Origin of the sequence: Phyllobacterium sp. YR620, assembly GCF_900104165.1 — a bacterium.
Classification (GTDB): Bacteria; Pseudomonadota; Alphaproteobacteria; order Rhizobiales; family Rhizobiaceae; genus Phyllobacterium; species Phyllobacterium pellucidum.
This window is the reverse complement of the sequence record NZ_FNJP01000005.1, coordinates 1-25,487: the sequence shown is the minus strand read 5'-3', so window position 1 is coordinate 25,487 and position 25,487 is coordinate 1. Positions and strand designations below refer to the sequence as shown.

20 protein-coding genes and 1 tRNA gene are annotated in these 25,487 nt (G+C 60.0%); 12 read left to right on the top strand and 9 right to left on the bottom strand.

What is annotated here, in order from left to right; translation table 11 throughout:
- Positions 1 to 91 precede the first annotated feature (91 nt).
- The 3 genes from BLR72_RS16345 to BLR72_RS16335 all read left to right on the top strand — a co-directional run bounded on the left by BLR72_RS16345 (position 92) and on the right by BLR72_RS16335 (position 3,341).
- Complete coding sequence (locus tag BLR72_RS16345; RefSeq protein ID WP_091950351.1) at positions 92 to 1,567, top strand: aldehyde dehydrogenase family protein; 1,476 nt, start codon at positions 92 to 94, stop codon at positions 1,565 to 1,567.
- Between the two features lie 47 nt (positions 1,568 to 1,614).
- Positions 1,615 to 2,364, top strand: a complete 750-nt coding sequence (locus BLR72_RS16340) for an SDR family oxidoreductase (RefSeq protein WP_091919698.1) — start codon at positions 1,615 to 1,617, stop codon at positions 2,362 to 2,364.
- A 134-nt stretch (positions 2,365 to 2,498) separates the two neighbouring features.
- Positions 2,499 to 3,341 carry an oxidoreductase gene (locus tag BLR72_RS16335; RefSeq protein WP_091950349.1) on the top strand — a complete coding sequence of 281 codons (843 nt, stop codon included), beginning with the start codon at positions 2,499 to 2,501 and terminating at the stop codon, positions 3,339 to 3,341.
- A 58-nt stretch (positions 3,342 to 3,399) separates the two neighbouring features.
- On the opposite strand, the gene BLR72_RS16330 is transcribed toward BLR72_RS16335, so the two are convergent.
- Positions 3,400 to 4,998, bottom strand: a complete 1,599-nt coding sequence (locus BLR72_RS16330) for an inorganic phosphate transporter (RefSeq protein ID WP_091950347.1) — start codon at positions 4,996 to 4,998, stop codon at positions 3,400 to 3,402.
- Between the two features lie 141 nt (positions 4,999 to 5,139).
- On the opposite strand from BLR72_RS16330, the gene BLR72_RS16325 reads away from it, so the two are divergent.
- Positions 5,140 to 6,264, top strand: a complete 1,125-nt coding sequence (locus BLR72_RS16325) for a beta-ketoacyl-ACP synthase III (protein ID WP_091950345.1) — start codon at positions 5,140 to 5,142, stop codon at positions 6,262 to 6,264.
- 3 nt (positions 6,265 to 6,267) lie between these two features.
- Here the strand turns inward: BLR72_RS16325 and BLR72_RS16320 are convergent, their stop codons facing one another.
- From BLR72_RS16320 to aceA, 5 genes are all read right to left on the bottom strand, one after another.
- The gene (locus BLR72_RS16320; protein ID WP_091950344.1) at positions 6,268 to 7,554 is read right to left on the bottom strand and encodes an NAD(P)/FAD-dependent oxidoreductase; all 1,287 of its coding nucleotides are present in this window, start codon (positions 7,552 to 7,554) and stop codon (positions 6,268 to 6,270) included.
- Between the two features lie 20 nt (positions 7,555 to 7,574).
- A complete protein-coding gene (locus BLR72_RS16315; RefSeq protein ID WP_027230262.1) occupies positions 7,575 to 9,008 on the bottom strand; it encodes a glutamine synthetase family protein in 1,434 nt (477 codons plus the stop codon).
- A 552-nt stretch (positions 9,009 to 9,560) separates the two neighbouring features.
- On the bottom strand, positions 9,561 to 9,845 hold the full coding sequence (locus BLR72_RS16310; protein WP_091950342.1) for a GIY-YIG nuclease family protein: 285 nt from the start codon (positions 9,843 to 9,845) through the stop codon (positions 9,561 to 9,563).
- 248 nt (positions 9,846 to 10,093) lie between these two features.
- Positions 10,094 to 10,327, bottom strand: coding sequence for an SMc00767 family acetate metabolism repressor (locus tag BLR72_RS16305; protein WP_027230260.1), 234 nt, complete (start codon positions 10,325 to 10,327; stop codon positions 10,094 to 10,096).
- A 90-nt stretch (positions 10,328 to 10,417) separates the two neighbouring features.
- Positions 10,418 to 11,707, bottom strand: a complete 1,290-nt coding sequence (gene aceA / locus BLR72_RS16300; protein WP_091950341.1) for an isocitrate lyase — start codon at positions 11,705 to 11,707, stop codon at positions 10,418 to 10,420.
- Between the two features lie 260 nt (positions 11,708 to 11,967).
- Here aceA and BLR72_RS16295 point away from each other — a divergent pair, with 260 nt between their 5' ends.
- The 6 genes from BLR72_RS16295 to BLR72_RS16270 all read left to right on the top strand — a co-directional run bounded on the left by BLR72_RS16295 (position 11,968) and on the right by BLR72_RS16270 (position 18,650).
- Complete coding sequence (locus BLR72_RS16295) at positions 11,968 to 13,410, top strand: helix-turn-helix domain-containing protein (protein ID WP_091950339.1); 1,443 nt, start codon at positions 11,968 to 11,970, stop codon at positions 13,408 to 13,410.
- Between the two features lie 101 nt (positions 13,411 to 13,511).
- The gene (locus BLR72_RS16290; RefSeq protein WP_091950337.1) at positions 13,512 to 14,426 is read left to right on the top strand and encodes a DMT family transporter; all 915 of its coding nucleotides are present in this window, start codon (positions 13,512 to 13,514) and stop codon (positions 14,424 to 14,426) included.
- A gap of 167 nt (positions 14,427 to 14,593) precedes the next feature.
- Positions 14,594 to 15,685 (top strand): polyamine ABC transporter substrate-binding protein, encoded by a 1,092-nt coding sequence (locus tag BLR72_RS16285; RefSeq protein ID WP_175492381.1) that lies wholly within the window; start codon positions 14,594 to 14,596, stop codon positions 15,683 to 15,685.
- Between the two features lie 64 nt (positions 15,686 to 15,749).
- On the top strand, positions 15,750 to 16,895 hold the full coding sequence (locus BLR72_RS16280; protein ID WP_091950335.1) for an ABC transporter ATP-binding protein: 1,146 nt from the start codon (positions 15,750 to 15,752) through the stop codon (positions 16,893 to 16,895).
- A gap of 14 nt (positions 16,896 to 16,909) precedes the next feature.
- Positions 16,910 to 17,821 carry an ABC transporter permease subunit gene (locus BLR72_RS16275; protein WP_091950333.1) on the top strand — a complete coding sequence of 304 codons (912 nt, stop codon included), beginning with the start codon at positions 16,910 to 16,912 and terminating at the stop codon, positions 17,819 to 17,821.
- Between the two features lie 10 nt (positions 17,822 to 17,831).
- Entirely contained in the window at positions 17,832 to 18,650 is an 819-nt protein-coding gene (locus tag BLR72_RS16270) for an ABC transporter permease (protein ID WP_091950331.1), read from the top strand.
- An 18-nt stretch (positions 18,651 to 18,668) separates the two neighbouring features.
- Here the strand turns inward: BLR72_RS16270 and BLR72_RS16265 are convergent, their stop codons facing one another.
- The 3 genes from BLR72_RS16265 to BLR72_RS16255 form a co-directional block, all read right to left on the bottom strand.
- A complete protein-coding gene (locus BLR72_RS16265; RefSeq protein ID WP_091950329.1) occupies positions 18,669 to 19,031 on the bottom strand; it encodes a VOC family protein in 363 nt (120 codons plus the stop codon).
- A 14-nt stretch (positions 19,032 to 19,045) separates the two neighbouring features.
- Positions 19,046 to 20,932, bottom strand: a complete 1,887-nt coding sequence (locus tag BLR72_RS16260) for an AsmA family protein (RefSeq protein ID WP_027230251.1) — start codon at positions 20,930 to 20,932, stop codon at positions 19,046 to 19,048.
- 301 nt (positions 20,933 to 21,233) lie between these two features.
- Entirely contained in the window at positions 21,234 to 24,350 is a 3,117-nt protein-coding gene (locus BLR72_RS16255) for a PAS domain-containing sensor histidine kinase (protein WP_091950325.1), read from the bottom strand.
- Positions 24,351 to 24,653: 303 nt separating this feature from the next.
- Here BLR72_RS16255 and BLR72_RS16250 point away from each other — a divergent pair, with 303 nt between their 5' ends.
- Complete coding sequence (locus BLR72_RS16250) at positions 24,654 to 25,109, top strand: phasin (protein WP_027230249.1); 456 nt, start codon at positions 24,654 to 24,656, stop codon at positions 25,107 to 25,109.
- 222 nt (positions 25,110 to 25,331) lie between these two features.
- Positions 25,332 to 25,408 (top strand) — tRNA-His (locus BLR72_RS16245).
- The last annotated feature ends 79 nt before the right edge of the window (positions 25,409 to 25,487 follow it).

The following is a 25,487-nucleotide window of genomic DNA, read 5'->3' as shown; positions in this document are numbered from 1 at the left end:
TAAAATGACCAGTCCCAGCGCACGAACTGCGTCAAAATGCATTCCCAATTCGTGTCGGTTCACTTACGATTGCAACGAACAGGAAGTAGTCATGGTACAGAATCTCTCCAAAGTTGTCGCGCAGGATCAGAAGTTCCTGAACATCATCAACGGTCGGCAGGTCGCGGCACTTTCGCAAGAAACGATCACTGTTTTGTGTCCATCGGATGGCCTTGCCTTTGCACGCATCCCGGCAAGCAAGGCGGAGGATGTCGACCGCGCCGTTAGCGCAGCGCGTGACGCCTTTGATCATGGACCCTGGTCTCGGATGTCCGCTGCGGAACGCGGCAGGCTTTTGACCAAGCTCGGGCAATTGATCGAGCGCCACGGCGACGAACTCGCTGCGCTCGAATCGCGCGACACGGGCAAGCCGCTCCGCCAGGGAAAGGCCGATGTTGCCGCTGCGATGCGCTATTATGAGTTCTATGGTGGCGCCGCCGACAAGATCCACGGCGATACCATTCCGTTCAATGATGGCTACACGGCGCTCACTTTGCGTGAGCCGCATGGGGTCGTTGCCGGGATAATTCCCTGGAACTATCCGCTGCAGATCCTCGCAAGGGTCGTGGGGGCAGCGCTTGCCATGGGCAATACCTTGGTGGTCAAGCCTGCCGAAGATGCATCGCTTTCGACCATCCGTATCGGTGAACTTGCCATCGAAGCCGGTTTTCCGGAGGGTGTGCTCAATATCATCACTGGTTATGGACGCGAGGCGGGGGCGGCGCTATCCGCGCATCCGGGCATCGACTACGTCACATTCACCGGGTCGCCAGCCACCGGCACCGCCATCCAGCAGGCAGCCGCGTTCAACAATCGCGGCGTCACCATGGAACTTGGCGGCAAGTCGCCGCAAATCGTCTTTGCCGACGCCGATATCGACAAGGCCTTGCCGGTCATTGTCAATGCGATCATCCAGAATGGCGGCCAGAGCTGTTCCGCCGGCAGCCGAGTGCTTATCGAGCGCAGCATCTATCGTGAGGTTGAGGGCGCGCTCGCCGAACGCTTTAGCAAACTTGTCGCCGGCCCGCACGATGCCGATCTTGACCTTGGGGCCGTGATCAATCCGGCGCAGAAGCGCCGCATCGATTCCTATGTTGCCGGGGCCGTGGAGGCCGGCATCGAAATCGTTGCGCGCGGGTCAATTGCTGCTGCCGCGCCGGCGGCCGGTTATTACGTGGCGCCCGTGCTCTTCGGTTCGGTCGATCCCTTGGCGGTGATCGCACAGGAGGAAGTGTTCGGTCCTGTCCTATCGCTCCTTGCCTTTGACGATGAGAGCGACGCGATTAGCATTGCCAATAATACTGAATACGGCCTTGTCGCCGGGGTTTGGACGCGGGACGGCGCGCGTCAGCATCGCGTCGCCAAGCGGGTCCGCGCCGGGCAGGTCTTCGTTAACGCCTATGGCGCTGGGGGCGGCATCGAACTGCCCTTCGGCGGTTTCAAACGATCCGGCCATGGCCGCGAGAAGGGTTTCGAGGCGCTTTACGATATGTCGGCGACCAAGACGATCGTTTTCCGCCACGATTGACCGCAAATATCAAGCAATTCCAGCAATGAGCATATCCAGGAGATGAAATGACCCGTTTGGCAGGCAAGACAGCAATCATCACCGGCGCAGCGTCAGGGTTCGGCGAAGGGATGGCAAAGCGCTTTGCCGAGGAGGGCGCCAATGTCGTCGTGGCCGACCTCAATCTCAAGGGTGCGCAAAAGGTTGCCGCAGCTATCGGCGCGAAGGCTATTGCCGTTCATGCCGACGTGACGCGCAAGGACGAAGTAGAGAGCATGGTCCAGGCGGCAGCCGACCAGTTCGGCCGCATCGACATCATGGTCAATAATGCCGGCTTCACCTACCGCAACGGGTCGATGCTCGACGTCGACGAGAGCACATTCGATCTTATCACCGGCGTCAACATGAAATCGATCTACTATGCAGCGCTCGCCGTCGTTCCGATCATGGAGGCGCAGGGCGGCGGCACGATTATCACCACGGCGTCGACGGCGGGATTGCGGCCGCGGCCGGGCTTGACCTGGTACAACGCTTCCAAGGGATGGGCAATCAGCGCTACCAAGTCCATGGCCATCGAGCTTGCACCCAAAAAGATCAGGGTGAATTGCCTCTGCCCTGTGGCAGGCGAAACGCCGATGCTCGGGTTGTTCATGGGCGAGGACACGCCGGAGAAGCGCGCGCAGTTCAAGGCGACCGTGCCTCTCGGACGCCTGTCGACGCCGCTCGATGTTGCCAATGCTGCGCTGTGGCTTGCCTCGGACGAAGCGGAGTTCATAACCGGGGTTGCGCTTGAGGTGGATGGGGGACGTTGCATCTGAACGATGAACTCAGGTTGCATCAAAACTTGAATCAGTTGCCGGGTGGTCTACATTGCACGCGTAGTCCAGCTTTTCCCACGGCGCTCCTCTGATCCGTTTGGACCCTGCGGCGCCTCATCATCAAGGACATCATCATGACATCCAAACCTGTCTGGTTCATCACTGGCTGTTCAACCGGTTTTGGCCGCGAACTCGCGCGGCACACGCTTGAACTCGGCTATCCGACCGTCGTCACCGCGCGCAACCCGGCGCATGTCGAAGAACTTGCCAAAGACCACAAGAACAATGCCCTCGTCCTGAAGCTCGATGTGACTAAGGCCGAAGAGATTGCCAGCGCAGTCAAGGCGGCGCACGAGCATTTCGGTCGGATCGATGTGCTCGTGAACAATGCCGGCATCGGCTATTTCGGCTCGCTCGAAGAGAGCGACATGGATGAAGTGCGCAAGATGTTCGACATCAACGTCTGGGGTCTCGCCAACATGACGCGCGCGGTCCTGCCTGTCATGCGCAAGCAGCGCTCCGGGACGATCGTCAATATTTCCTCGCAGGGCGGTCTCATCGCCAATGTCGCCGTCAGCTTCTATGCAGCAACCAAGTTCAGCGTCGAGGCTCTTTCGGAATCGCTGTCGAAGGAGGTGGCGCCGCTCGGCATCAAGGTCCTGATCGTCGAGCCCAGCGGCTTCCGCACCGACTGGGCGGGGCGCTCGGCCAATGAAGTACCGGAAACGATGGAGGACTACCGGACCACCGCAGGCGCGCGGCTCGATATGCTGCGCAAGGTCAGCGGCAACCAGCCAGGCGATCCGGTGCGGGCGGCAAAGGCGATCGTCCAGGCTGTGGAGGCGGAAAATCCACCGCTGCGTCTTCTCCTCGGCAAGGAAGCGCTAGAAAATGCCCGCAAGAAGATCGGCGAACTGGCGCGCGATTTCGACGCCTGGGCCGAGGTGACCGTCGGCGCGGACGCGCCGAAAGCCTGATTGACCACGACGATGGCCGGCATGGCCGGCCATAATTTCTCGTTTGAGGCCAGTTTTATCAGATCAGATGACGCAGGATCACGAACAGCGTGAACGACAGGGCGATCGAAACGGGCAACGTCAGCACCCAGGCCATCAGCAGATTACGCACGGTCGACATCTGCAGTCCCGATCCGTTCGCAACCATCGTTCCAGCCACGCCCGACGATAATATGTGCGTCGTGCTCACCGGAAGGCCGAGCGTATCGGCAGTGAAAATGGTCCCCATGGCCACCAGTTCGGCAGAAGCGCCCTGGCCGTAGGTCAGGTGGGTCTTGCCGATCTTTTCGCCGACGGTCACGACGATGCGCCTCCAGCCGACCATGGTTCCAAGCCCGAGCGCCAGCGCCACGGCCACCTTGACCCAGGTTGGGATGAACTTCGTCGCATTGTCGATCGCCTGGTGATAGGTCTTGATGACGGCAAGGTCCGCCGCTTCCATCGGCAGCAGCTTCTTCTTGTCGATCAGCTTGAGCGCTTCACCCGCAAGATACATGTCGTTGCGCGTGTTGCTGACCATGCCGGTCGGCACATTGGCGGCCGAACCGTAGGGCGAAATGCTCGCATTGGTATCGACGATGAACTGCTGTAGCGCGACAGTCGTGGCATCGCTCCAGGTTTTGGTTCGCACGGCCTCGCTGACGACGGCGTGCGCATCCGCCACGACGACCCCGGGCTTTTCGTATTTCTGGAGAACGGCGCCGGCCTGCGTCGCAGCGGCCTTGTAGGCGTCGAGATAGTTGATGTCGGGGGTCCTGTTGAGTGCAAAGGCGGTCGGAACAACGCCGATCAGGATGAGCATGATCAAGCCCATGCCCTTCTGGCCGTCGTTCGAACCGTGGGCGAAACTGACGCCGGTGCAGGTGAAAATCAGCATTGCACGAATCCACAGCGGCGGCGGCGTATTGCCCTTGGGCGCCTCGTAAAGCGCCTTGTTCCTGATGAATAGCTTCATGGTGAGAAGCAGGAGCGCCGCCGCGCCGAAGCCGACAAGCGGAGAAATCAGCAGCGACATGCCGACTTCGGTCGCTTTCGACCAGTCGACGCCGCTGGTTGCCGTGCCTGTCGGCGCGACGAACTGGTTGGCAAGGCCGACGCCGACGATCGAGCCGATGAGCGTATGCGAGCTTGAGGCGGGCAGACCGAAATACCAGGTGCCGAGGTTCCAGATGATCGCGGCCGCCAGCAGCGAGAAAACCATGGCGAGGCCGGCGCTCGAACCCACCTGCATGATCAGTTCGACCGGAAGCAATGAAATGATGCCGAAGGCAACCGCACCGCTTGCGGTCATCACACCGAGGAAATTGAAAAAGCCCGACCAGATCACGGCGAATTCCGCCGGCATCGAATTGGTGTAGATGACCGTCGCGACCGCATTGGCGGTATCGTGGAAACCGTTCACGAACTCAAAGCCCAGCGCCGTCACGAGGGCAAGACCGAGCAGGATCCACGGCACCGCGACGGCACTGGTCAAATCCTGCGTTAGCGACCAGCCGACATAGATAAGGCCGGCGATCAGGATCGCGACGACCGCATAGTTGGGCAGATTGCCGAGGCTTCTGGGTTTTTCGAGAGGGTGTTCGCTGAGGCTCGTTGCCGCCAAATTCTCCGCCGTCATAGCCAGTTCCCCTACCAATCCATCATCGAAATATGGGGAAAGCCTATGGCCCGTCGATGAACCTCTTATGACAATACGGGATTACTTGCGCCGGGCGCCGGGAGTCTCTATCGGTTTTTGGAAAGAAACACTGGAAGCGCCATGCATAAGGTCGTCATCAGCGGTACGGGCGTTTTCACGCCTGAACAGTCCATCAGCAACGCCGAATTGGTCGAGGCGTTCAACACCTTTGCGACGCGGCAGAATGAACTTCATGCCGACGAGATCGCGGCGGGAACGCGCGAGCCAATCGCCATGTCGGCCGAAGATTTCATCGTGCGTGCATCGGGCATCGAGCGTCGCCACGTCCTCAACAAATCGGGGGTGCTCGATCCCGAAATCATGCATCCGGTCTTGCCGGAACGCCGCGACGACGAACTCTCGGTCATGGCGGAAATGGCGGTGCAAGCCGCAACGGACGCGCTCGCCAAGGCCGGACGCACCGCCTCGGAAATCGATGTGGTCATTTGCGCCGCCTCCAACCACGAGCGGCCTTACCCTGCCATCGCCATCGAGGTGCAGCAGGCGCTCGGCATCGAGGGTTTCGGCTTCGACATGAACGTCGCCTGTTCGTCGGCGACCTTCGGCATTCAGGCGGCGGCAGACATGATCCGTTCAGGCTCGGCCCGCGCTATCCTCATGGTCAATCCCGAAATCTGTTCGGCCCATCTCGAATGGCGCGACCGGGATTGCCACTTCATCTTCGGGGACGTCTGTACGGCGGTCTTGCTCGAGCGTGCCGATCTTGCGACGGCGCCCGATCGTTTCGAAATCGTGTCGACCCGCTGCCTCACCCAGTTTTCCAACAATATCCGCAACAATAACGGGTTCCTGCGGCGGACCCGCGAAGGCCATATGAGCGACCGGCGCGACATGCTGTTCCGCCAGGAGGGCCGCAAGGTGTTCAAGCAGGTCGTGCCGATCGTCGCCGACCTTATCCTCACCCACCTTGCCGACGAGAACATTGCACCCGCGCACCTGTCCCGCCTCTGGCTGCATCAGGCCAATAAGGGCATGAATGATCTGATCGGCGTCAAGGTGCTGGGGCGCGAGCCGCAGCCAGGCGAACAGCCGAACATCCTGCAGGACTATGCCAACACGTCGTCGGCCGGATCGATCATCGCCTTCTCGAAATTCTCCGACGATCTCGCACCCGGCAGCCTAGGCGTCATCTGTTCCTTCGGCGCCGGTTATTCTGTCGGCAGCGTGATCGTCAGGAAGGTATAGCTGCTAGACCCGGTCCATCAGCGCGTACCAGCTGAGCGCCAGAAACAGCAGCGGCGCCCGTAATGTGCGCCCGCCGGGAAATGCCGGGACCTTTAGCTCTTCCAGAAGCTTTAGCCGGTCGCGATTGCCGGCTACGGTCTCCGCATAGAGCTTGCCCACATAGTTGGCCAGCATCACCCCATGGCCGGAATAGCCGCCGGCCGAGATCACATTCGGCATCACCTCGCGCACGAAGGGTTGGCGCGGAAGCGTGATACCGACCGAACCGCCCCAAGCCTGTGTTATCTCGACATCCGCCAGTGCCGGATAGATTTCGGCGATCTGCCGCCGGATATGGGTGCTGATGTCCTCCGGATTATCGGCCGTATAGGCCTCGCGCCCGCCAAAGAGCAGGCGGCCGTCGCGTGAGCGGCGGAAATAGCGCACGACAAAGCGGGAATCGTCGACACTTTCCCCGCCTGGGAGGACGGGGCTGTCCTTGCCGAGCGGAACCGTGGCGCCGATGAAGGAACGGATCGGCATCACATGCGCCGCGCTGACGGGCTCGAGATTGCCGCCATAGGCGTTGACCGCGATCAGGGCCTTGGCCGCCGTCACGGTCCCCGAACCGGTCGTGACAGCAACGCGTCCATTTTCGGAACTGATCCCCGTGACCTTGGTGTTTTCGAAGAGATGCGCGCCGGCTTTTGCTGCTGCCCGGGCGGTTCCGACGACGAGCTTCATCGGCTGGATGTGGCCCGTCCCCTTGTCGTAGTTTCCCCCAAGGAAACGGGTAGAGCCGAGCCGCTCGGCAGTCTCCGCCGCATCCATGAAATGAATATGCGGATAGCCGAAACGTGAAGCCATAAGCTCCGCATGCTTTTGGTAATGTTTCAGATAGCGCTTCTTGTGCACCACCGACATTTGCCCCGGCACATATTCGATGTCGATGCCATGGGTTTCGGCAAATTGCAGGAGGTAGGCTTTTGCCTCTTCGGCAAGATCGAACAGTGCCTTGGCGCGCGTGAAACCATATTGCGCTTCGAGGTCCTCGGCCCAGGTGCGCTGGCCGGTGCCAAGCTGGCCGCCGTTGCGTCCCGATGCGCCGTCGCCGAAGCGATAGGCTTCGAGCAGCACCACGTCGGCCCCTGCCGACGCCAGGTGGACGGCGGCTGAAAGGCCGGTGAAACCGCCGCCGATGATGACGACGTCCGCCTGGCGTGATCCGTCGAGTGCCGGATATTCGGTCCGGTCAGGAATGGTGGTTTCGTACCAGGAGATGCCAGGTGAAATGGGCGATTGATAGGGCATGTCGTAAGGCAATTTTCGTGTCAAACGTTGAGCAGCAAATATTCGCGCTCCCACGGGCTGATCACCTCCATGAAGGTCTCGAACTCGGCGCGCTTGATGGCGGCGTAGGTTATGACGAAGGCTTCGCCAAGCATGCCGATCAGGTCCTTGTCCTGCTCGAACAGGATTGTCGCTTCGATGAGACCGCGCGGCAGTTCGATCAGGCTGTCATTGACCGTGGTCGAGGCGGGTGCGTCGGGCTCGAGCCTGTTGTTCATGCCGATCAGACCGCAGGCGAGCGACGCCGCAAGCGCGAGATAGGGGTTGGCGTCGGATGATGGGATGCGGTTTTCGACGCGGCGCGCCGAGGGGTCCGAACGCGGCACGCGAAACGCGGTCGTGCGGTTGTCATAACCCCATTTGACGTTGACAGGAGCCGACGCCGCCGGCGTAAGACGCCGGTAGGAATTCACATAAGGCGCGAACATGACCAGCGACGCCGGCACGTGCTTTTGCATGCCGCCAATGAAATGCCGGAACGCTTCGCTTTCGGTGCCATCCGGATTGGTGAAGACATTGCGGCCCGTCTTCTTGTCGATAATCGACTGGTGGATGTGCATAGCCGAGCCCGGCTGGCCCTGGATCGGCTTGGCCATGAAGGTCGCGTACATGTCGTGCTTAAGCGCGGCCTCGCGGATGGTGCGCTTGAACATGAACACCTGGTCGGCAAGCTCCACGGGATCGCCGTGGCGCAGGTTGATTTCGAGCTGCGCCGCGCCTTCTTCGTGGATCAGCGTGTCAATCTCGAGGCCCTGGCCTTCGGAGAAATGGTAGATATCGTCGATGAGCTCGTCGAACTCGTTGACGCCGGCGATAGAATAGCCCTGGCCGCCGCCGATGGCGCGGCCGGACCGGCCGACCGGTGGGGTCAGCGGGTAGTCGGGATCGGGGTTCTTGCGGACGAGATAGAACTCGATTTCCGGGGCGACGACCGGCTTCAGGCCTTTCTTGCTATAGGCGGCCATGACGCGCTTCAGGACGTTGCGCGGCGTGAACTCGACCGCCTCGCCCTCCTTGTTGACGAGATCGCAGATGACCTGCGCCGTCGGGTCGCTTTCCCAGGGAACCTCGGAAAGGGTCGAAAGGTCCGGCATCAGCTTGAGATCGCCGTCGTCCTCCGGATAGGAAAAACCGTGGCCGTCTTCGGGATAGGAGCCGGAGATCGTCGCCATGAACACGGCGGAGGGCAGGGCGAGCGAGGTATTGGAGGTGAATTTCTTCGACGGCATCATCTTGCCGCGGGCGACGCCTGCCTGGTCCGGCGTAATGCATTCGATGTCTTCGATATCCCGCCAGGCCAGCCATTCTGAAGCTTCGCGCCAGTTTTTCACTCCGCGCTTGGATTTGACATAGGCTGGCGTTCGCCGCCGTGTTGTTGTCCGTGCGGGCTTCTTCTCAGGGGTTTCGGAAGGCATCAATCACCAGATTTCGTTTCGATGCCAAAATGATAGAGCAAAATACTTGCCGATGGGAGGCAGGCCCCGGATATATTTGTGGAGGGTCGGGTCTGGCTGTAGTAGCAGGAACGCCACACGACCGGTGGCGGCGTTGGGCCGTGGCGCCGGGCGACGACGTTTGCCAAATGGGGTAGAAGGAAGGGCACACGATACGACTGGCGACGGTTCCTCGCATTTCCCTTGCGGCTTCCTCTAGACCGCACGCCCTCCTTCTCGCACGACCTCCCTTTGCGCCGTTATCGCGCCATTCTCATCGCCGTCATCCTCGGGCTCTTGTCCCGAGGACCCATTCTTCCGTTTGCGGGTCGAGAGTCCAAAGGTGGATCCTCGGGACAAGAGCCCGAGGATGACGGCGGTTGGGGCGTGGGGTGTTAAACGGGTGAGAGCTGCGGGGTGTCAACGCAGCGAACAGCGGTTGAACAGCGCGGCAGTTGGGAGTCGAACGCAGCAATGGGAAGCTGAACGGGAAAAACCGACGTGATGGCAGAGGAATGGTCTGCGAAGTGCCGGTTATCGCAGCGTGTGGTAGAGATCATCCCACTGCGGGTTCAAGCCTTCGATCAAGTGTATCTTCCATTCCCGGTACCACCTCTTCATCGATTTCTCCCTCTGGATGGCATCGACGATGAGTTCATGCTGTTCGTACCAGACAAGCCGCTTGCAGCCATACTTCCACGCAAATCCCGGCGTCAGGCCTTCTCTGTGTTGATAGACGCGGCCGGGTAAATCCGCCGTCACGCCAATATAGAGCGTGCCCCTTCTGGAATTGGTGACGATGTAAACGTAGCCGCTCATTCTGGACCCCGAGGTTGCGCCCCTGAGTCTGGCCACTCGCCGTGGACGTGTAAATTGAACGATGGTCGAAGAAGGAGCGTCCCGTCGTCCTCGCACCACCCTCGCCGTCATCCTGGCTCTTGACCCGGCGATCCACCCTTCGCTCGCACACTGCAAGGCGGAAAAGCTAAAACCGCCCGCAATTGCTTGCGGGCGGTCTTTGCGCCGTGCGGGCTCCAGACCGAAGCCCGAGAAGGCCACGGCTGCAGTTATTGACGCGTGACTACGACCGGGATCAGGAGATCGCCCCAGTTACCGTCGCCGCCGTGATGGCGGGCCGAGCGGACGAGTTCCACCGATACGCCGGCATCGACCGCCTTCATCACTGACTGGTTGAGGCGGTGCAGGTCGTTTGCGACCATGCGAATGACAGCCTGCTGGTCTGCATTCATGGCCGATGATTGCTCCTCGGCCCGTTCCTTTACGCGTGTCTGCGGTGCCATGATTTTCTCCTTGTTTGGCGTTGCAGCGGCGGTCTTGTGATCGCCGGATGGGCGAGGCGGCATATATGGGCCAGGCCGCCTCGTCGGTTGTTACTCCGCGGCCGGACGGAACTGCGCCGTCTCGGTCGATTCCTTCATGGCCGTCGTCGAGGACTGGCCGCCGGTAATTGCCATCGAGACCGCATCGAAATAGCCGGTGCCGACCTCGCGCTGGTGCTTTGTGGCGGTGTAGCCATTGGCCTCGGCGGCAAATTCCGCTTCCTGCAATTCCGAATAGGCCGACATCTGCCGGTCCTTGTAGCCACGGGCGAGTTCGAACATGCCGAAATTGAGCTGGTGGAACCCGGCGAGCGTGATGAACTGGAACTTGTAGCCCATGGCGCCGAGTTCCCTCTGGAACTTTGCGATCGTTGCCTCGTCGAGATGCTTCTTCCAGTTGAACGAAGGCGAGCAATTATAGGCAAGAAGCTTGTCTGGATGCTCCTTGCGCACGCCTTCGGCAAAGCGCCTTGCCTGTTCAAGGTCTGGCTTCGACGTCTCGCACCAGATGAGATCGGCATGCGGTGCATAGGCGATCGCCCGGGCGATACAGGGTTCAATGCCATTCTTGACCTGATAGAAGCCTTCCGCTGTCCGCCCCGCATCATAATCCACGAACGGACGATCACGCTCGTCGATATCGGATGTCAGAAGCTTCGCGGCTTCCGCATCGGTGCGGGCAATGACCAGCGTCGGCGTGCCCATGACGTCGGCGGCAAGTCGCGCGGCATTGAGATTGCGGATATGCGCCGCCGTCGGGATCAGCACCTTGCCGCCGAGATGGCCGCACTTCTTCTCCGAAGCGAGCTGATCCTCGTAGTGGACGCCGGCAGCACCCGCCTCGATGAACGCCTTCATGATTTCGAAGGCATTGAGCGGACCACCGAAGCCGGCCTCTGCGTCAGCGACGATCGGTGCAAACCAGGTTTCCACCGAAAGACCCTTGCCCTCCGCCGTCTCGATCTGGTCGGCGCGCTGGAGCGTCTTGTTTATGCGCTTGGCCAGTTCCGGCGCTGCATTGGCCGGATAGAGCGACTGGTCTGGGTACATGGCTGAAGCTGTATTTGCATCGGCTGCAACCTGCCATCCGGAAAGATAAATTGCCTTGAGGCCTGCGCGAACCATCTGCATTGCCTGATTGCCCGAGAGAGCACCCAGCGCATTGACGAAACCTTCTTCGTGGATGAGCTTCCAGAGCCGGTTGGCGCCGTTTTCAGCAAGAGTATGTTTGATCTGAACCGAGCCTCGCAGGCGCAAGACATCGTCAGGCGTATAGGGGCGTTCGATACCATCATAGCGGCCCTCCGGAGCGTTTGGTACGAGGTTGTAAAAATCGGTCATTCTAGTCTCCACAAAGAGTTTACGTCCCACAGCCGAATGCATTTGCGCTGCGTTGATGTGACTAAATTTACATTGCAGCGCGGTACGATCCAGAAATATCGCGATATTTGGGCTGCATTTCGAGTTAGGCTGTGGTGGATTTGACAGTAGGAGATTGTAAAGTTGTAAATCTTGTAATAGGCTTGCCGATGTAAATTGTTGTCAACGAGGCGGTATGCACAACGATCACTCTGCAAATACACCAAGCCGGGGGTGCCTCAATGGCTGAGGGAAAAATCTTTGCGGGGCCCCGTATCCGTCGCATCCGCAACGAGCGCGGCCTGACGCAGACGTCCATGGCCGAGGCGCTCGGCATATCGCCATCCTATCTTAACCTGATCGAGCGCAATCAGCGACCGCTGACTGTGCAGCTGCTGCTGAAGCTTTCCGCGACGTACAAGATTGAACTCGACACGCTGCAGATGGAGACCGGTTCCTCCATGGCGGCGCTAAAGGAGGTCTTTTCCGATTCACTGCTCAACGGGGAATTGCCCGGCGACCAGGAGCTTATCGAGATCAGCGATGCGGCGCCCAATGCGGCTGCCGGGATCATCAAACTCTACCGCGCCTATAAGGAGCAGGTGGAGCGGCTTTCCGATCTTTCCGATCTATTGGCTCAGGACGGCCGCGCGCCGTCGCTTTCGGCGACGCGCCTTCCGCTAAACGAGGTGCGCGAAGTTCTGGAGCGGCGCGCCAACCATTTCCCGCGCATTGAAGGCGAGGTCGACAGTTTTGTCAGCCTCATCAAACCCGGTGACGAACTGCTTGCCGCATTGAAAGGCTGGCTGAAGAGCGAGCATGGCATTTCCGTGCGCGTGCTTCCGGTCGCAACCATGCCCAACTGGCGCCGCCGCTATGACCGCCACTCGCAGCGCCTGTTCATTTCCGAACGGCTATCTCCCTTCGACCAGCTGCGCGAAGTGGCGATGGAAGCGGTGCTTATGCGCATGCAAGTGGTGATCGCAGCGGAGATCCAGGAACTGAAACTCTCCTCGGCCGAGGCCAAGCGCATCGCGCGCTTCGAACTCGGGCGCTATGCGGCCCATGCGCTGATGATGCCCTACCAGCTCTTCCAGACGGCCGCGACCCGGGCGCGTTATGATATCGACGTCCTGCGCTCGCGTTTCAACGTGTCGTTCGAACATGCGGCCAACCGCTTGACGACGCTGCAGAACCAAAACGGCATCGGCTTCTTCATGCTCGAAGTCGACCATGCGGGCAATCGTTTCCGCCGGGCCGGATCACAGGGCTTTCCGCAATCGCGCTTCGGCGGGGATTGCCCGAAACTTCCGGTGCATTCCGCCTTCGCCCAGCCCGGCCAAATCCTTGTCGAGGCGGTCGAGATGCCGGGCGGCGCGGAGTTCCTGACGATTGCCCGCACGCTGGAGGGTCCGCAAGGCGCTTTCAACGAGCGTCCACGCCGCACAGCGATTCTCGTTGGCTGCGATATCGCGTTTGCCGATGATACGGTCTATGGCAGCGCACTCGGCAATCGCAGCATCAGTGCTGCTCCGCTTGGCAAGTTCATCGGCATGACACAGGTTGGCCCCGCATGCCGGCTGTGCGAGCGGGTGGCGTGCCTCTCGCGCGCCGAACCGCCGGTGACGCGGCCGCTCGGCCTCGACGAGATGGTGACGGGTCTGAGCGCATTTGATTTTCAATGAATGTGGCGATGGCGCAAAACCGATAATAGCTGGTCGCTCTGGTAGCTTTACCGCGCGCAAAGCTTAGGCATTCTCCGCGCATGAGCGCCACTGCAATTCCTATGCCTCCCGTCATTGGGCCCGATCCCGTCAAGAGTTCGGCGGAGACCGCGATCGGCTGTTTGCTCGTTGCAGGCTCGGCGATCGCCTGGAGCACCGGCGGCGCGTTTGCGCGGTTCCTCGATGTGTCCGACAATTGGACAGTCGTTTTCTGGCGATCTGTTTTTGCGGCGCTGTTTCTCCTGTGCTTCATGCTGGTGCGCGACGGTCCACGCGGCACGTTGCGGCTTTTCCGGCACATGGGTTTGGCCGGGGTGGGCGTCGCCATATGCTTTGCCATTGCCTCGTCGTGCTTCATCATCGCGCTCTCCTATACGACGGTTGCCAATGTGCTCCTGCTGCAAGCTGGCGTTCCTCTGTTCGCCGCGCTGATCTCCTGGGTGCTGTTTCGCGAACGCGTGAGCGTTGCAACCTGGATCGCCATCGGCACCGTCATTGCCGGGGTGGCGATCATGGTATCGGATTCGCTCGACGGTGAAGTTTCGCCCAACGGCGACATGCTGGCATTGCTGATCGCCATATCCTTCGCCACTGCGACAGTGATCACCCGGCGCAAGGCGCACCTGCGCATGACCCCCGCCGTTTTCCTCGGCGTCGTCATCGCTGCAGGTGTGGCTTCGACCATGGCAGGCGAGTTTCGTGTCAGCGCCCACGATTTCGGACTGCTTTTCGCGCTTGGCGCCATCAATCTTGGCCTTGGGCTCGCACTCTTCGTCAGCGGTGCGCGCCTCATCCCGTCGGCGCTGGCCGCGCTGATCGGAACGCTCGAGCCGGTCCTTGGTCCGGTGTGGGTCTGGCTCCTCCATAATGAAGTGCCTTCGCCGCGCACAATCATCGGCGGCACTATTATTCTCGTGGCGCTGCTGCTGCATCTCGGCTGGGAATACCGCCGCCAGCGCCATCTTCGGACAGCCTGACGCGTCGTACTGCCGCCCTGCGCGTGCACAAAAATCACGCTCGCGCAAAATTAAGCAGCGAAGTCTTCGCAACACGGTTGACGAAGCAGTTGCAATCTAAAAAGGTAGGTCCAGCAAGGGAACACGGCGCGCCGCGGGAATGGCGTGCCGGCAGCATGGAGACCTAAATGGGAATGAAAACTGTACTGTTGACGGCGACACTCGCGCTCGGCCTTGCGAGTTCGGCATTGGCCGCGGACCGCGTCGTCAACGTCTATAACTGGTCGGACTATATCGATCCCACGATCCTTGAAGAATTCACCAAGGAGACTGGGATTAAGGTCGTCTATGACACGTTCGACTCCAACGAGATTCTTGAAACGAAGCTGCTCGCCGGTGGAACCGGCTACGACGTCGTGGTACCAACCGCCAACTTCCTGCAACGCCAGATCGCTGCTGGCGTGTTCCAGAAGCTCGACAAGTCGAAACTGCCCAACCTTTCCAACGCCTGGGACGAGATCACCCAGCGCATCTCCACCTATGATCCCGGCAACGAATACTCCGTCGACTATATGTGGGGCACGACCGGCATCGGCTACAATGCCGACAAGATGAAGGAAATCCTCGGCTCCGATGAGAAACCGAGCTGGGACGTCCTGTTCAAACCTGAACTTGCGGCCAAGTTCAAGGATTGCGGCATTCACATCCTCGACTCTGCTTCCGATGTCATGCCATCTGCTCTCAACTATCTCGGGCTCAATCCTGACAGCAAGGACCCGGATGAACTTGCAAAGGCCGGCGCCTTGCTTGAAACCATCCGCCCCTACGTGCGCAAGTTCCACTCTTCGGAATATATCAATGCGCTCGCCAACGGCGATATCTGCCTTGCGCTGGGTTATTCCGGCGACATTCTGCAGGCGAAGACCCGCGCTGACGAGGCAAAGGCCGGCGTAAACGTTGCCTATACGATCCCGTCACAGGGTGCGCAGATGTGGTTCGACCTGATGGCGGTCCCGGCCGATGCGCCGCACGTCGCTGAGGCTCACGAATTCATCAATTACATGCTCAAGCCCGAAGTCGCCGCCAAGGCCTCCAACTACGTTTCCTATGCCAACGGCAACAAGGCTTCTCAGGCGTTGATGGACAAGGCCGTGTTCGAAAATCCGGAGGTCTATCCGGATGAAGCGACCTTGAAGAAACTCTTCACTGTCACACCCTACGACACCAAGACCCAGCGGATCGTCACGCGCCTGTGGACGAAAGTGGTCACAGGCCAGTAACTCCAAAAAACCCCGGCATCCCTGCCGGGGTTTTTCACGTTATGAATAGAGACCGGGGCAGGACATGAAATCACTGGGAAGCTTTCGCCGTAAATTCGCACCTTGGAACGATCCGGAGGCCAAGCCTTTCATCGCCATCGAGAACGTCACGAAGAAGTTTGCCGATTTCACCGCGGTCGATGACCTGTCCCTCAATATCTACAACCGGGAATTCTTCGCCCTTCTCGGGGCTTCCGGTTGCGGCAAATCTACCTTGCTGCGCATGCTCGCCGGATTCGAGGAGCCGACCGCCGGCCGCATTCTTCTTGACGGCCAGGATATGCGCGGCATCCCGCCCTACAAGCGGCCCGTCAACATGATGTTCCAGTCCTACGCGCTTTTCCCGCATATGACGGTGGAAGCGAACATCGCCTTCGGCCTGAAGCAGGACGGCATGAACAAGGCCGATATCGACACGCGCGTCGCGGAGATGATCAAGCTCGTCAAACTCGAACGGTTCGTCAAGCGCAAGCCGCACCAACTATCGGGTGGCCAGCGCCAGCGCGTCGCCCTCGCGCGTGCCGTCGCCAAGCGCCCGAAAGTCCTGTTGCTCGACGAGCCGCTCGGCGCGCTTGACAAGAAGCTGCGCGAAGAAACCCAGTTCGAACTGATGGACCTGCAGATGAAGCTCGGCCTGACATTCGTGGTCGTCACGCACGATCAGGAAGAGGCGATGACCATGGCCGACCGCATTGCGGTCATGGACAAGGGCAAGGTCATGCAGGTGGCGACGCCCGCCGAGGTATACGAGGCGCCGAATTCGAAATTCGTCGCGGATTTTATCGGCAATGTGAACATGTTCGAAGGCATGACCGAGAACGTGGCGAAAGGAAAGATCGAAATTGCCGTCGCGCCCGACAACATGCTCATTCGCACCGATGCGACCAAGACTTGCTCGGTTGGGCAGCCGGTTGGATTTGCGATCCGGCCGGAGAAAATCCGTATCAGCCGCAAGCAGCCTGCCGACGCCACGTTCAACTCCGCCTATGGCGAAATGTGGGATATCGCCTATTTCGGCGACATGACGGTTTTCCACGTGAAGCTCGACAGCGGGCGCATCATCAAGGCGGCAAGCCTCAATGCGATGCGGACGGTCGAAGACCCGTTCGGGTACGATGACAAGGTGTGGATCAATTTCGATACCGATGCGGGTATCGTGCTCACTGCGTGAGAAGGGGCGATGTCATGCAAAGACTGATATCGTCGATCGCGAGCCGGCTCGTCATTGTCGTGCCCTATATCTGGCTGCTGATTTTCTTCCTTGTTCCGTTCTTCATCGTCTTCAAGATTTCCCTGTCGGAAGTTGCGATGGCGATTCCGCCTTATTCGCCGGTATTCGACCTTTCCGCCGGCTGGACAGCTTTCAAGGACAGCGTTTCGAAGTTCTCTTGGGATAACTATATCTGGCTGACGCAGGACCCACTCTACTATAGGGCGTATCTCTCCAGCCTCTTCATCGCCGGCGTTTCGACCGTCCTCACACTGCTCGTCGGCTACCCCATCGCCTACGGCATGGCGCGCGCGCCTGCCACGGTAAGGCCGACGCTGCTGATGCTGGTCATCCTGCCGTTCTGGACGAGCTTCCTCATCCGCGTCTATGCCTGGATCGGCATTCTCAAGCCCGAGGGCCTGCTCAACCAGTTCCTGATGTGGGCGCATGTCATCGACACGCCGCTGAACATTCTCAACACCAACACCGCCGTCTTCATCGGCATCGTCTATTCCTACCTGCCGTTCCTCGTCCTGCCGATCTACTCGGCGCTGGAGAAGATGGACTATTCGCTGGTTGAAGCGGCCGAAGATCTTGGCTGCCCGCCGATTGCCGCCTTCTGGAAGATCACCTTCCCGCTATCGCTTCCCGGCGTCATTGCCGGATGCTTCCTGGTCTTCATTCCAGCCGTGGGCGAGTTCGTCATTCCCGACCTTCTCGGCGGTTCGCAGACGCTCATGATCGGCAAGACGCTGTGGAACGAGTTCTTCTCCAACCGCGACTGGCCTGTCTCTTCAGCCGTTGCGGTCATATTGCTGCTGCTGCTCGTCGTTCCGATCGTGCTCTTCCAGCGCGCAGAGGCGCGAGCCCAGGAAAGCGAGAAATGAGGCACATGAAATGAACACGACCTGGTCCCGCTTCAACATCGCTTCGCTGGTCGTCGGCTTCGCCTTCCTCTATCTGCCTATCGTCCTCCTGGTCATTTACTCCTTCAACGAATCGCGCCTCGTCACGGTCTGGGCCGGCTTTTCGGTCAAATGGTACGTCTCGCTTTTTCACAACCAGAGCTTCATTGACGCAGCATGGGTGACGATCCGCGTCGGTCTGCTTTCGGCGACCGTCGCCACCATTCTCGGGACGCTCGGCGCTCTCGCAATGACCCGGTACACGCGGTTTCGCGGACGCCTGCTGTTTTCAGCAATGATCTATGCGCCGCTGGTCATGCCTGAAGTCATCACCGGCCTTTCGATGCTTTTGCTCTTCGTTGCCGTTGGCATGGATCGCGGCATCTGGACGATCACGCTTGCGCATATCACCTTTTCCATGTGCTTCGTCGCGGTCGTCGTTCAATCGCGCCTTGTGACTTTCGACCGCTCCCTCGAGGAAGCCGCGATGGACCTTGGGGCGACACCGGTAACGACCTTCTTCAAGGTGACGCTGCCGGTCATCCTGCCTGCCGTCGTGTCCGGCTGGATGCTGGCATTCACCCTGTCGCTCGATGATCTCGTCATATCGAGCTTCACATCGGGGCCGGGCGCAACGACGCTGCCGATGCGCATCTATTCGCAGGTTCGCCTCGGTGTGACGCCCGAGATCAACGCGGCCTGCACCATCCTCATCGCCATTGTGACCGTCGGCGTCATCATCGCGTCGATTGCCAACAAGCAGCGCGAGGTGCAGCGGGCGCGCGATGAGCAGGCGGCAGCCAGAAACTAGAACGTTCAAGCCATAGCTTTATCGATACTGCATTAGCTCGATGCGATTCCCGAATGGATCGTGGACGAAGCGACGTTCGATCCCATCCAGCGGCGCTTCATCGCTAAGGGTAATGCCGGCGGCTTCCAGTTTCTGCTGCAGCAATGCCAGATCATCGACCACGAAGGCCGGATGGGCCTTGCCTGCCGGGATGAAGTTCGGGTCTACACCGAGATGGACCTTGACCATTTCGGCTTGGAACCAGCACCCGCCACGCGAGATGAGCTGTGCGGGCTTTGCGACCTCACGCAGGCCAAGGTGCCCATCATAGAAGGCGCGTGCGGCCGCTTCGCCGTTGACCGGCATTGCCAATTGAACATGGTCCATACCGATGATGCGCATTATTCAATATCCAGTCAGTTCTGCGGCGAGATGATCGGCGAGATGAAGGGATTGTCCCACGATCCACCGATGAAGAACCGTGTATGGTTGACGGCGGGCTCCGCCGCCGGCGTTGGCTGCTCGGTTCCTTCCGCTGCCTTCGGCGCGGGTATTGGCGCGGCGTAGTCGCCGGTCAGCGCAAGGCTCTTGCCGGCCAGAGTCACGATCCCGGCAAAGTTCAAGGTGCCGGATTTGTTCTGTATCTGGGCTGTGTCGATGGCGGCGACCCCATCCATGATGTTGGCCTTGATCTCGAGCCGGTCAAATGCCAGCCAAGCATTGGTTTGTTCGTTGAGGCTGAAAAAGCGGTCGGTCTTGGCCTTGCCGAGCAGGCTGTTGAAGTCAAGGCTGCGGATTTGGCCGGCGCCAAAGCGCATGCTCAATGTTCCCTTGGCATTGGCGAGCGCCGATGACCAACGCGAAATCGGACCCTTGAGCACCAGCGAAATCGTCCCTTTGCCGAGTTCGAAGCGATCGCCAAGGCTGAGCAGCGAGGCGATGGAAGCGCTGTTGACGTCGGTCCCATTGAGGCGCAGTTCGCCGAGCGTAGCGCCATCGCCTTCATCGGCAAGCTGGAAGCTTGCCGCCACCGAACCGTCAAAGGCAGATGCCTCGCCAATGTCGAATATTGCCCGGCCGTTGCGAATTTGCGCAGTTGCGGCCACTTTGGCGAGGTTGACCGATCCAAGCGTCGCCTTCTGCGTGGAGAGGCGCAGATCGAGATTGAGTTTTTTAAGAAAGGCCGTGTCGATCACGGCGTTGGAATTTTCCGGGCTGTCCGGTAGAGGCATGAAACCGGAAAAGACGGAGCGCAGGTCGAGAGTCTCGAACGCAAGCGTCCCTGTGACACTCGGCGTACCATCGTCAAGCACAACCTCGATGACACCCTTGGCCGGATTGTCGTTCAGCGTCGCCGTCAGGCCGTCGAGCTTCATGCGCGACGCGGAACCCGAGACGGATGCGTCGAGTGCGAAACTGCCGACCGGCGCGCCCGGGATCGAGACCATTCTCGACCATTCGAGCGTTCGGCGCAGCGAAGGCGAGGTCAGTGACAGGGTGCCCTCGAAGAACTGGTCCTTCGATATGTTGGCCGATCCGTTGAAGGAGAGGGTCAACGGTGTCGAACTGAGGTTCATCTGCAGCGGGCTGGTCCCCCCGGCCAAAAGCAACAGGGCCTTGGTAGCGGAACTGTCGATCTCGGTTTCCTCGTCGTGCCAGATGGCCGTGCCCCGGAAGCTTGCAACGCCGGATGTCTGAGGCCAGTCGAATACCCCGCTGATGCTCGATATCTCTTCCTCGACGCCATTGATCGGCCGCTTGAAGGTAACCCTTGCATCTTCGAGACGCACGCGGCCGAATGGTTGCGACGAGACCGTGCTCATGTCCGGCTTGGACGGGTTCGCCTCAACGGCGGAACGCGCCTCGCGCACGACATCGCCGATGCGCCCGTCGCTTTTCGCCAGCGCTTCGCCAATTTCGGAAAGGCTCTTTATCGGCTCATCGATGACAAAGCGCGGCCGCACGATTTTGGTTTCGGTGAATTCGATATTCCCCATCAATGCCGAAAGCAGCGACAGGTCGACTTCGATACGCTCGGCCTCCATGAAGGCGGCGCCGCCACGCTGCCATGGATTGCGTATGGTGATATCGCCGAGTGAGGCGCTGAAGACCGGGAAGAACGCGATTTGCGGCGACTGGCGGGACTCGACACTGTAGCCGGTCCAGTTGCTGATTTCCTGGATGAGGCGCGCCCGGATCAGCTCCGTGCTCACCAGATAGGGCAGGGCAACGAGAACGCCGCCGGCAACGAGAGCCATCACCACAACCGTTGCGAGAAGGTTCCTTGGCCTGTACCAGGACATGAGCGTTTCCGAATTTGCCTTTGCGTGTGTTGGCCGCGCAAACTTTCTGCTTAACGACGGTTTAGCGATCATGCATGGCAATTCAAGCCGGTACAGGCATTTCCGCGTCAAATTGTTGCATATTGTAATAATTGCGTGCGTTACGCGACGTTAAGTGCCGCGTGCCCGCTCATCGCCGCCGCCACCCCCCCCCAACTGCCGTTACCCTCGGGGAATTACCGGCGTGACGGTGGAGAGGTTAAGAATCAAAGAGTCACCTGCCGCACTCTTCGTTGCCAAGGCCGACAAAGCCGGCCCGGCGTTATTCGGCCAGCACGCGTGTCGAGGGGAAGGTGATCTCGACCATCGTGCCGCGCCCGGGCGTCGATTCGATGCTGAAATTGGCGCGGTTTGCCTCGGCCATGGCCTTGGTCAATGGCAGGCCGAGCCCGGTACCGTCGGTGCGTGCATGGCGCGGCGTGGTAATCTGCTTGTAGGGCCGCAGCGCCTGCTCGACCTCCTGCCGCGTCATGCCTATGCCAGTGTCGCGAACCCGCAGCAATACGTCTCCGCTGGCCTCATAGCTCGTTGAAACGATGACTTGCCCCCCCGGTCCGGTAAAACGGACGGCGTTCGACAAGAGGTTGAGTGCGATCTGCGTGATGGACCGATGGTCGGCCACGATATCAGGAAGGCGCGACGTCAGGCTCGAGCGGATGATGACGCGCTCGCGGTTTGCCTGGGGCTGCATGATGGCGACGGCTTCGGTCAGCGCATCGTTGAGCGAGACGGCCTCGAAGTCCATCTCGACAGCCCCGGCCTCTATCTTCGAAATATCGAGGAGATCGTTGACAAGCGAGAGCACATGGTTGCCCGAACGGCTGATATCCTTCAGGTAATCGCGGTAACGCTCGCTGCCGATGGGCCCGAATTTTTCGTCGGCCATCAGCTCTGAAAAGCCGATGATAGCATTGAGCGGCGTGCGGATTTCATGGCTGATGCGGGCAAGAAACTCGCTCTTCTGGCTCGACGTGCGCTCGGCTTCGCGTCTGGCGCTGACAAGCTCTTCTTCTGCCCGCTTCCAATGGGTGATGTCACGCAGGACCGCGCAATAGCCCTTTGAGACATCGAGCTTGCCGATGGTCATGAACAGCGGAATGAACCGGCCCTGGCTTTCGCGGCCGATAACCTCGCGGCCGTCATTGAGGAGGCTCGCGACGCCGTTCTCCGAGAGGCTGTTCAGATAATCCATGGCGGCGCGCTGGCTCTCGATCGCAAAGAGCAGCGAGAAGGGTTTTCCCGACACATCCTCCGGCTCATAGCCGAAAAGCGCTGCCGCGGAATGGTTGATCGATCGAATCGAACCCGCCGCGTCGAGCAGGACCACGCCATCGGTGGCAGTGTCGAGAATGGCATCGAGTTCATCGATGCGGGTCTGAAGTTCGAGCCGCTCTTCCTCGCCGATGATGCCCGGCGCAGCGGCCGGCTGCGGCGAGAGCGCAAGGAGCAGTGCGCGCTCGCCGTCGTCGTCCCAGCGCACGGCCTGAAGGTGCGCCGCAACGCGCAAGATCGTACCATCGCTGCGGTGCAGGGATGTACCCGCCTCGTCGCCGTCCGCATCGGCAAAGAGTGCGCCGAGGCCGCCGGCGTCGTTGATCGCCTCCAGCGTCCCGTAGGCCAGCGCATCGAGAAGCGCCTGATTGGCATAGAGGATTTGCCCGTTGCGGTGGATGAGAACCGGCAGGGGCAGGGCTGCCAGGATGGAGGTATCGACACCCTTGCGGGCCTGTTCGCTGATCCGCCCGGCAAATGTACCGCCATGCCCCGCAACCTCGACTGCATCATCCCCGCGCGACGAGATGGCAAATCCCGGCCCGACGAGTTCGGCGTCGGGCACCATATCGGCAGCAGCGAAGGATTCGGTCTGCCGAGGCGCCACATCGACTGGAGCGGCTGGTTCGTGGGTTTCGTCCTTCGGCCGGGGCGATTCAGCCAGTACCTCGCGGCGCAGCCGCTCGGCGATCTCACGGAATGCATTGCGTTCCGCATCGTTGAGGCGGCCCTCATTGCGGGGCGGGCGCTGCGTATTCAAGGATATGACATTATCGCCTGCGGTCGGCGCAATATCGAGCACGGGAGTCTCGGGGCCAAAATCCTCAGAGGGAGAGACCTCGACGGCTTGCGTTTCCGCCGGACCGGCGCGATTGCCGAGCGCAAGGCCCGTTGCTCTCGGGTCCGTTTCGGTTTCGCTCATCCGGGCGACGCCAAACCCGCGAAAACCCATGAAGGTTCGATCGCGCGAATAGATCGGAAGTGCTGCGAGCTCGATCGGCGCGCGCAGGTCTGTTCCCTCGATCGGCCAGAATACGGTACGGCCGGACCAGGTGTCGCGGCGTTCGAGCAATGAAGCGATCTCTTCGCTCTCGGCAAAGGCGTAGTCGGAGGCAACCTCGCGGAACGACCGGCCGACGATGGCGGCAGAGGCAGGGCCGACGGCCCTTGCGAGTTCGGGCGAGATTTCATTGAAGCGCGCATCGGCGTCGACCTTCCACACGAAACGCACCGGCGCATCGGAAGGCGCATGGCGGAAGCGTTCCGCATTGTCGGAATCAACTGGATCCTCATCGCGTGACGCACTGGAAGCGTCTGTCTGCGGCTGATCGGGCGCAGGCCCGGCCGGCTTTGTTGCTGCAACTGGGCCAGCCTCGATCAGGGGCAGCGACTTTTGCTCCACGGGTTGGCGTTGCCCGCCAGGTTTTTCCTCATCGATCGAAGCAGCCTCCGCCTCGACGGCAAAAAGCAGGTGCAGGGCAGGGCTGTCCGTCAGCCGCGCAATTCCGGTCGGAACGACACCGCTCGCGGTCTTGACGGGACGCTTCACGAGACGATTGCGTTCGTGGCGCACATCACGCACCAGATCCCCGAGTACGCGTTCACCGAGGCCAAGCCTCACGAAATACTCCGAGGCGGCCATGACCTTGCCGGCGGCGTCGAGTATGGCGGCGTGGGTCGCCTGGTCGCCGAAGCCCTGGATCGCCCGGGCAGCAGCCTGTTGATCCGAACCCTTGCGATCGCCATCGTTGATGGTCAACAAAATGGCGCGTTCCCCGCGCGGCAGGGCGATGTCGCTTGCCTGAAAGGTGAGGATGCGGCTGGCGAGACCATGCGCGACGCGCAGGGAAACGATACGGCCATGGCCGATCGCCGGAAAACCTTCGAGCGCCATCAACTGGCGCCGTGCGCGCACATCAAAAACCTGATCGCTGCCGAGGATGTCGTCGATGGAGCCATATCCCAGCATCGCAGCCCCGGGACCGTTCGCCCAGATGATCGAGCCGAGGTCAGGCGCGACGACCACCAGCGCATCGCCATTGGCAAAGTGCTCGCGAATATCGTCGAGAACTGCAATGTCGATGAAAGGATAGGTACCAAACGCCATGTGCCGACCAGCTACTCCCAGAGCGAACGATCGCATTCATGCGGCCGTCTTAATACTTTGTTAATAATGGTGCGGCCGCCGCCCGTCCACTCGCAGCCCCTTATCTTACATGCCTTTCTCTTGGTTTAGTTAACTTCGGGCCGGGCCGGGCAGCCATCCACATAATAATTTCGATTGAGAAAACAGGCATTTAATTGTGCGCTGCAAAAGAAATGTTGCAATGCACAAAAAAATGGATTATACCGGGGTCATCAAATCAGATGCAGACGGAAGAACCATCTGCACAAGGAAGGATCCACTGTAATGAGCAAGACCACCAAACAGACTGCTGATGCGTTCTCGATCCCTGCTTTCGATGCCACCGCTGTAACCGACCAGGTTCGCGAATTCACCGAGAAGGGCGTTGCCCAGTCCAAGGAAGCTTATGCCAAGATCAAGGATCAGGCCGAAGCTGCTCAGAAGACGCTCGAATCCACTTTCGAAACCGCACAGTCGAACACTGCTGCTCTTTCGCTGAAGGCACTGGCTGCCCTGCGTGCCAACACCGAAGCCAGCTTCGCTCATATCGAAGCGCTGATCGGCGTGAAGTCCTTTGGTGAAGTGATCGAACTGCAGAGCGCATTCGTTCGCAAGCAGGCAGAAGCCTTTACCGGCCAGGCCAAGGAATTCCAGGCTGTCGCCACCAAGGCCGCTGAAGAAATCGCAGCGCCGGTCAAGTCGGCTGTCGAGAAGGCCTTCAAGGACGTCAAGGTCGCCTAACAGGCTACTGACAATCAAAAAGCTCCGTTGGCACTCCTCCTCCCAGCCATCGGAGACGCGAGACCCGGTCCCTCCCTCCCTCGGGGTCTCGCATTGATGGAAAAGGCCGGATTAAACTCCGGCCTTTTCTTTTTTCTGTGAGTTTTTGCCTTTGTTGCATCGAGCGCTTGCAAAAAGCGTCAATCCTCCGTATGTGACGCCTGTCAAAAATCATGACGGTACGCGGTCGTAGCTCAGTTGGTTAGAGCGCAGGATTGTGGCTCCTGAGGTCGGTGGTTCGAGCCCACCCGACCGTACCATTCAAAAACCACTTAAGTTATTGATAAATAAGCACAAAATCAGATTGATAAAACAGGCTTATTGCCATATGGCTTATTT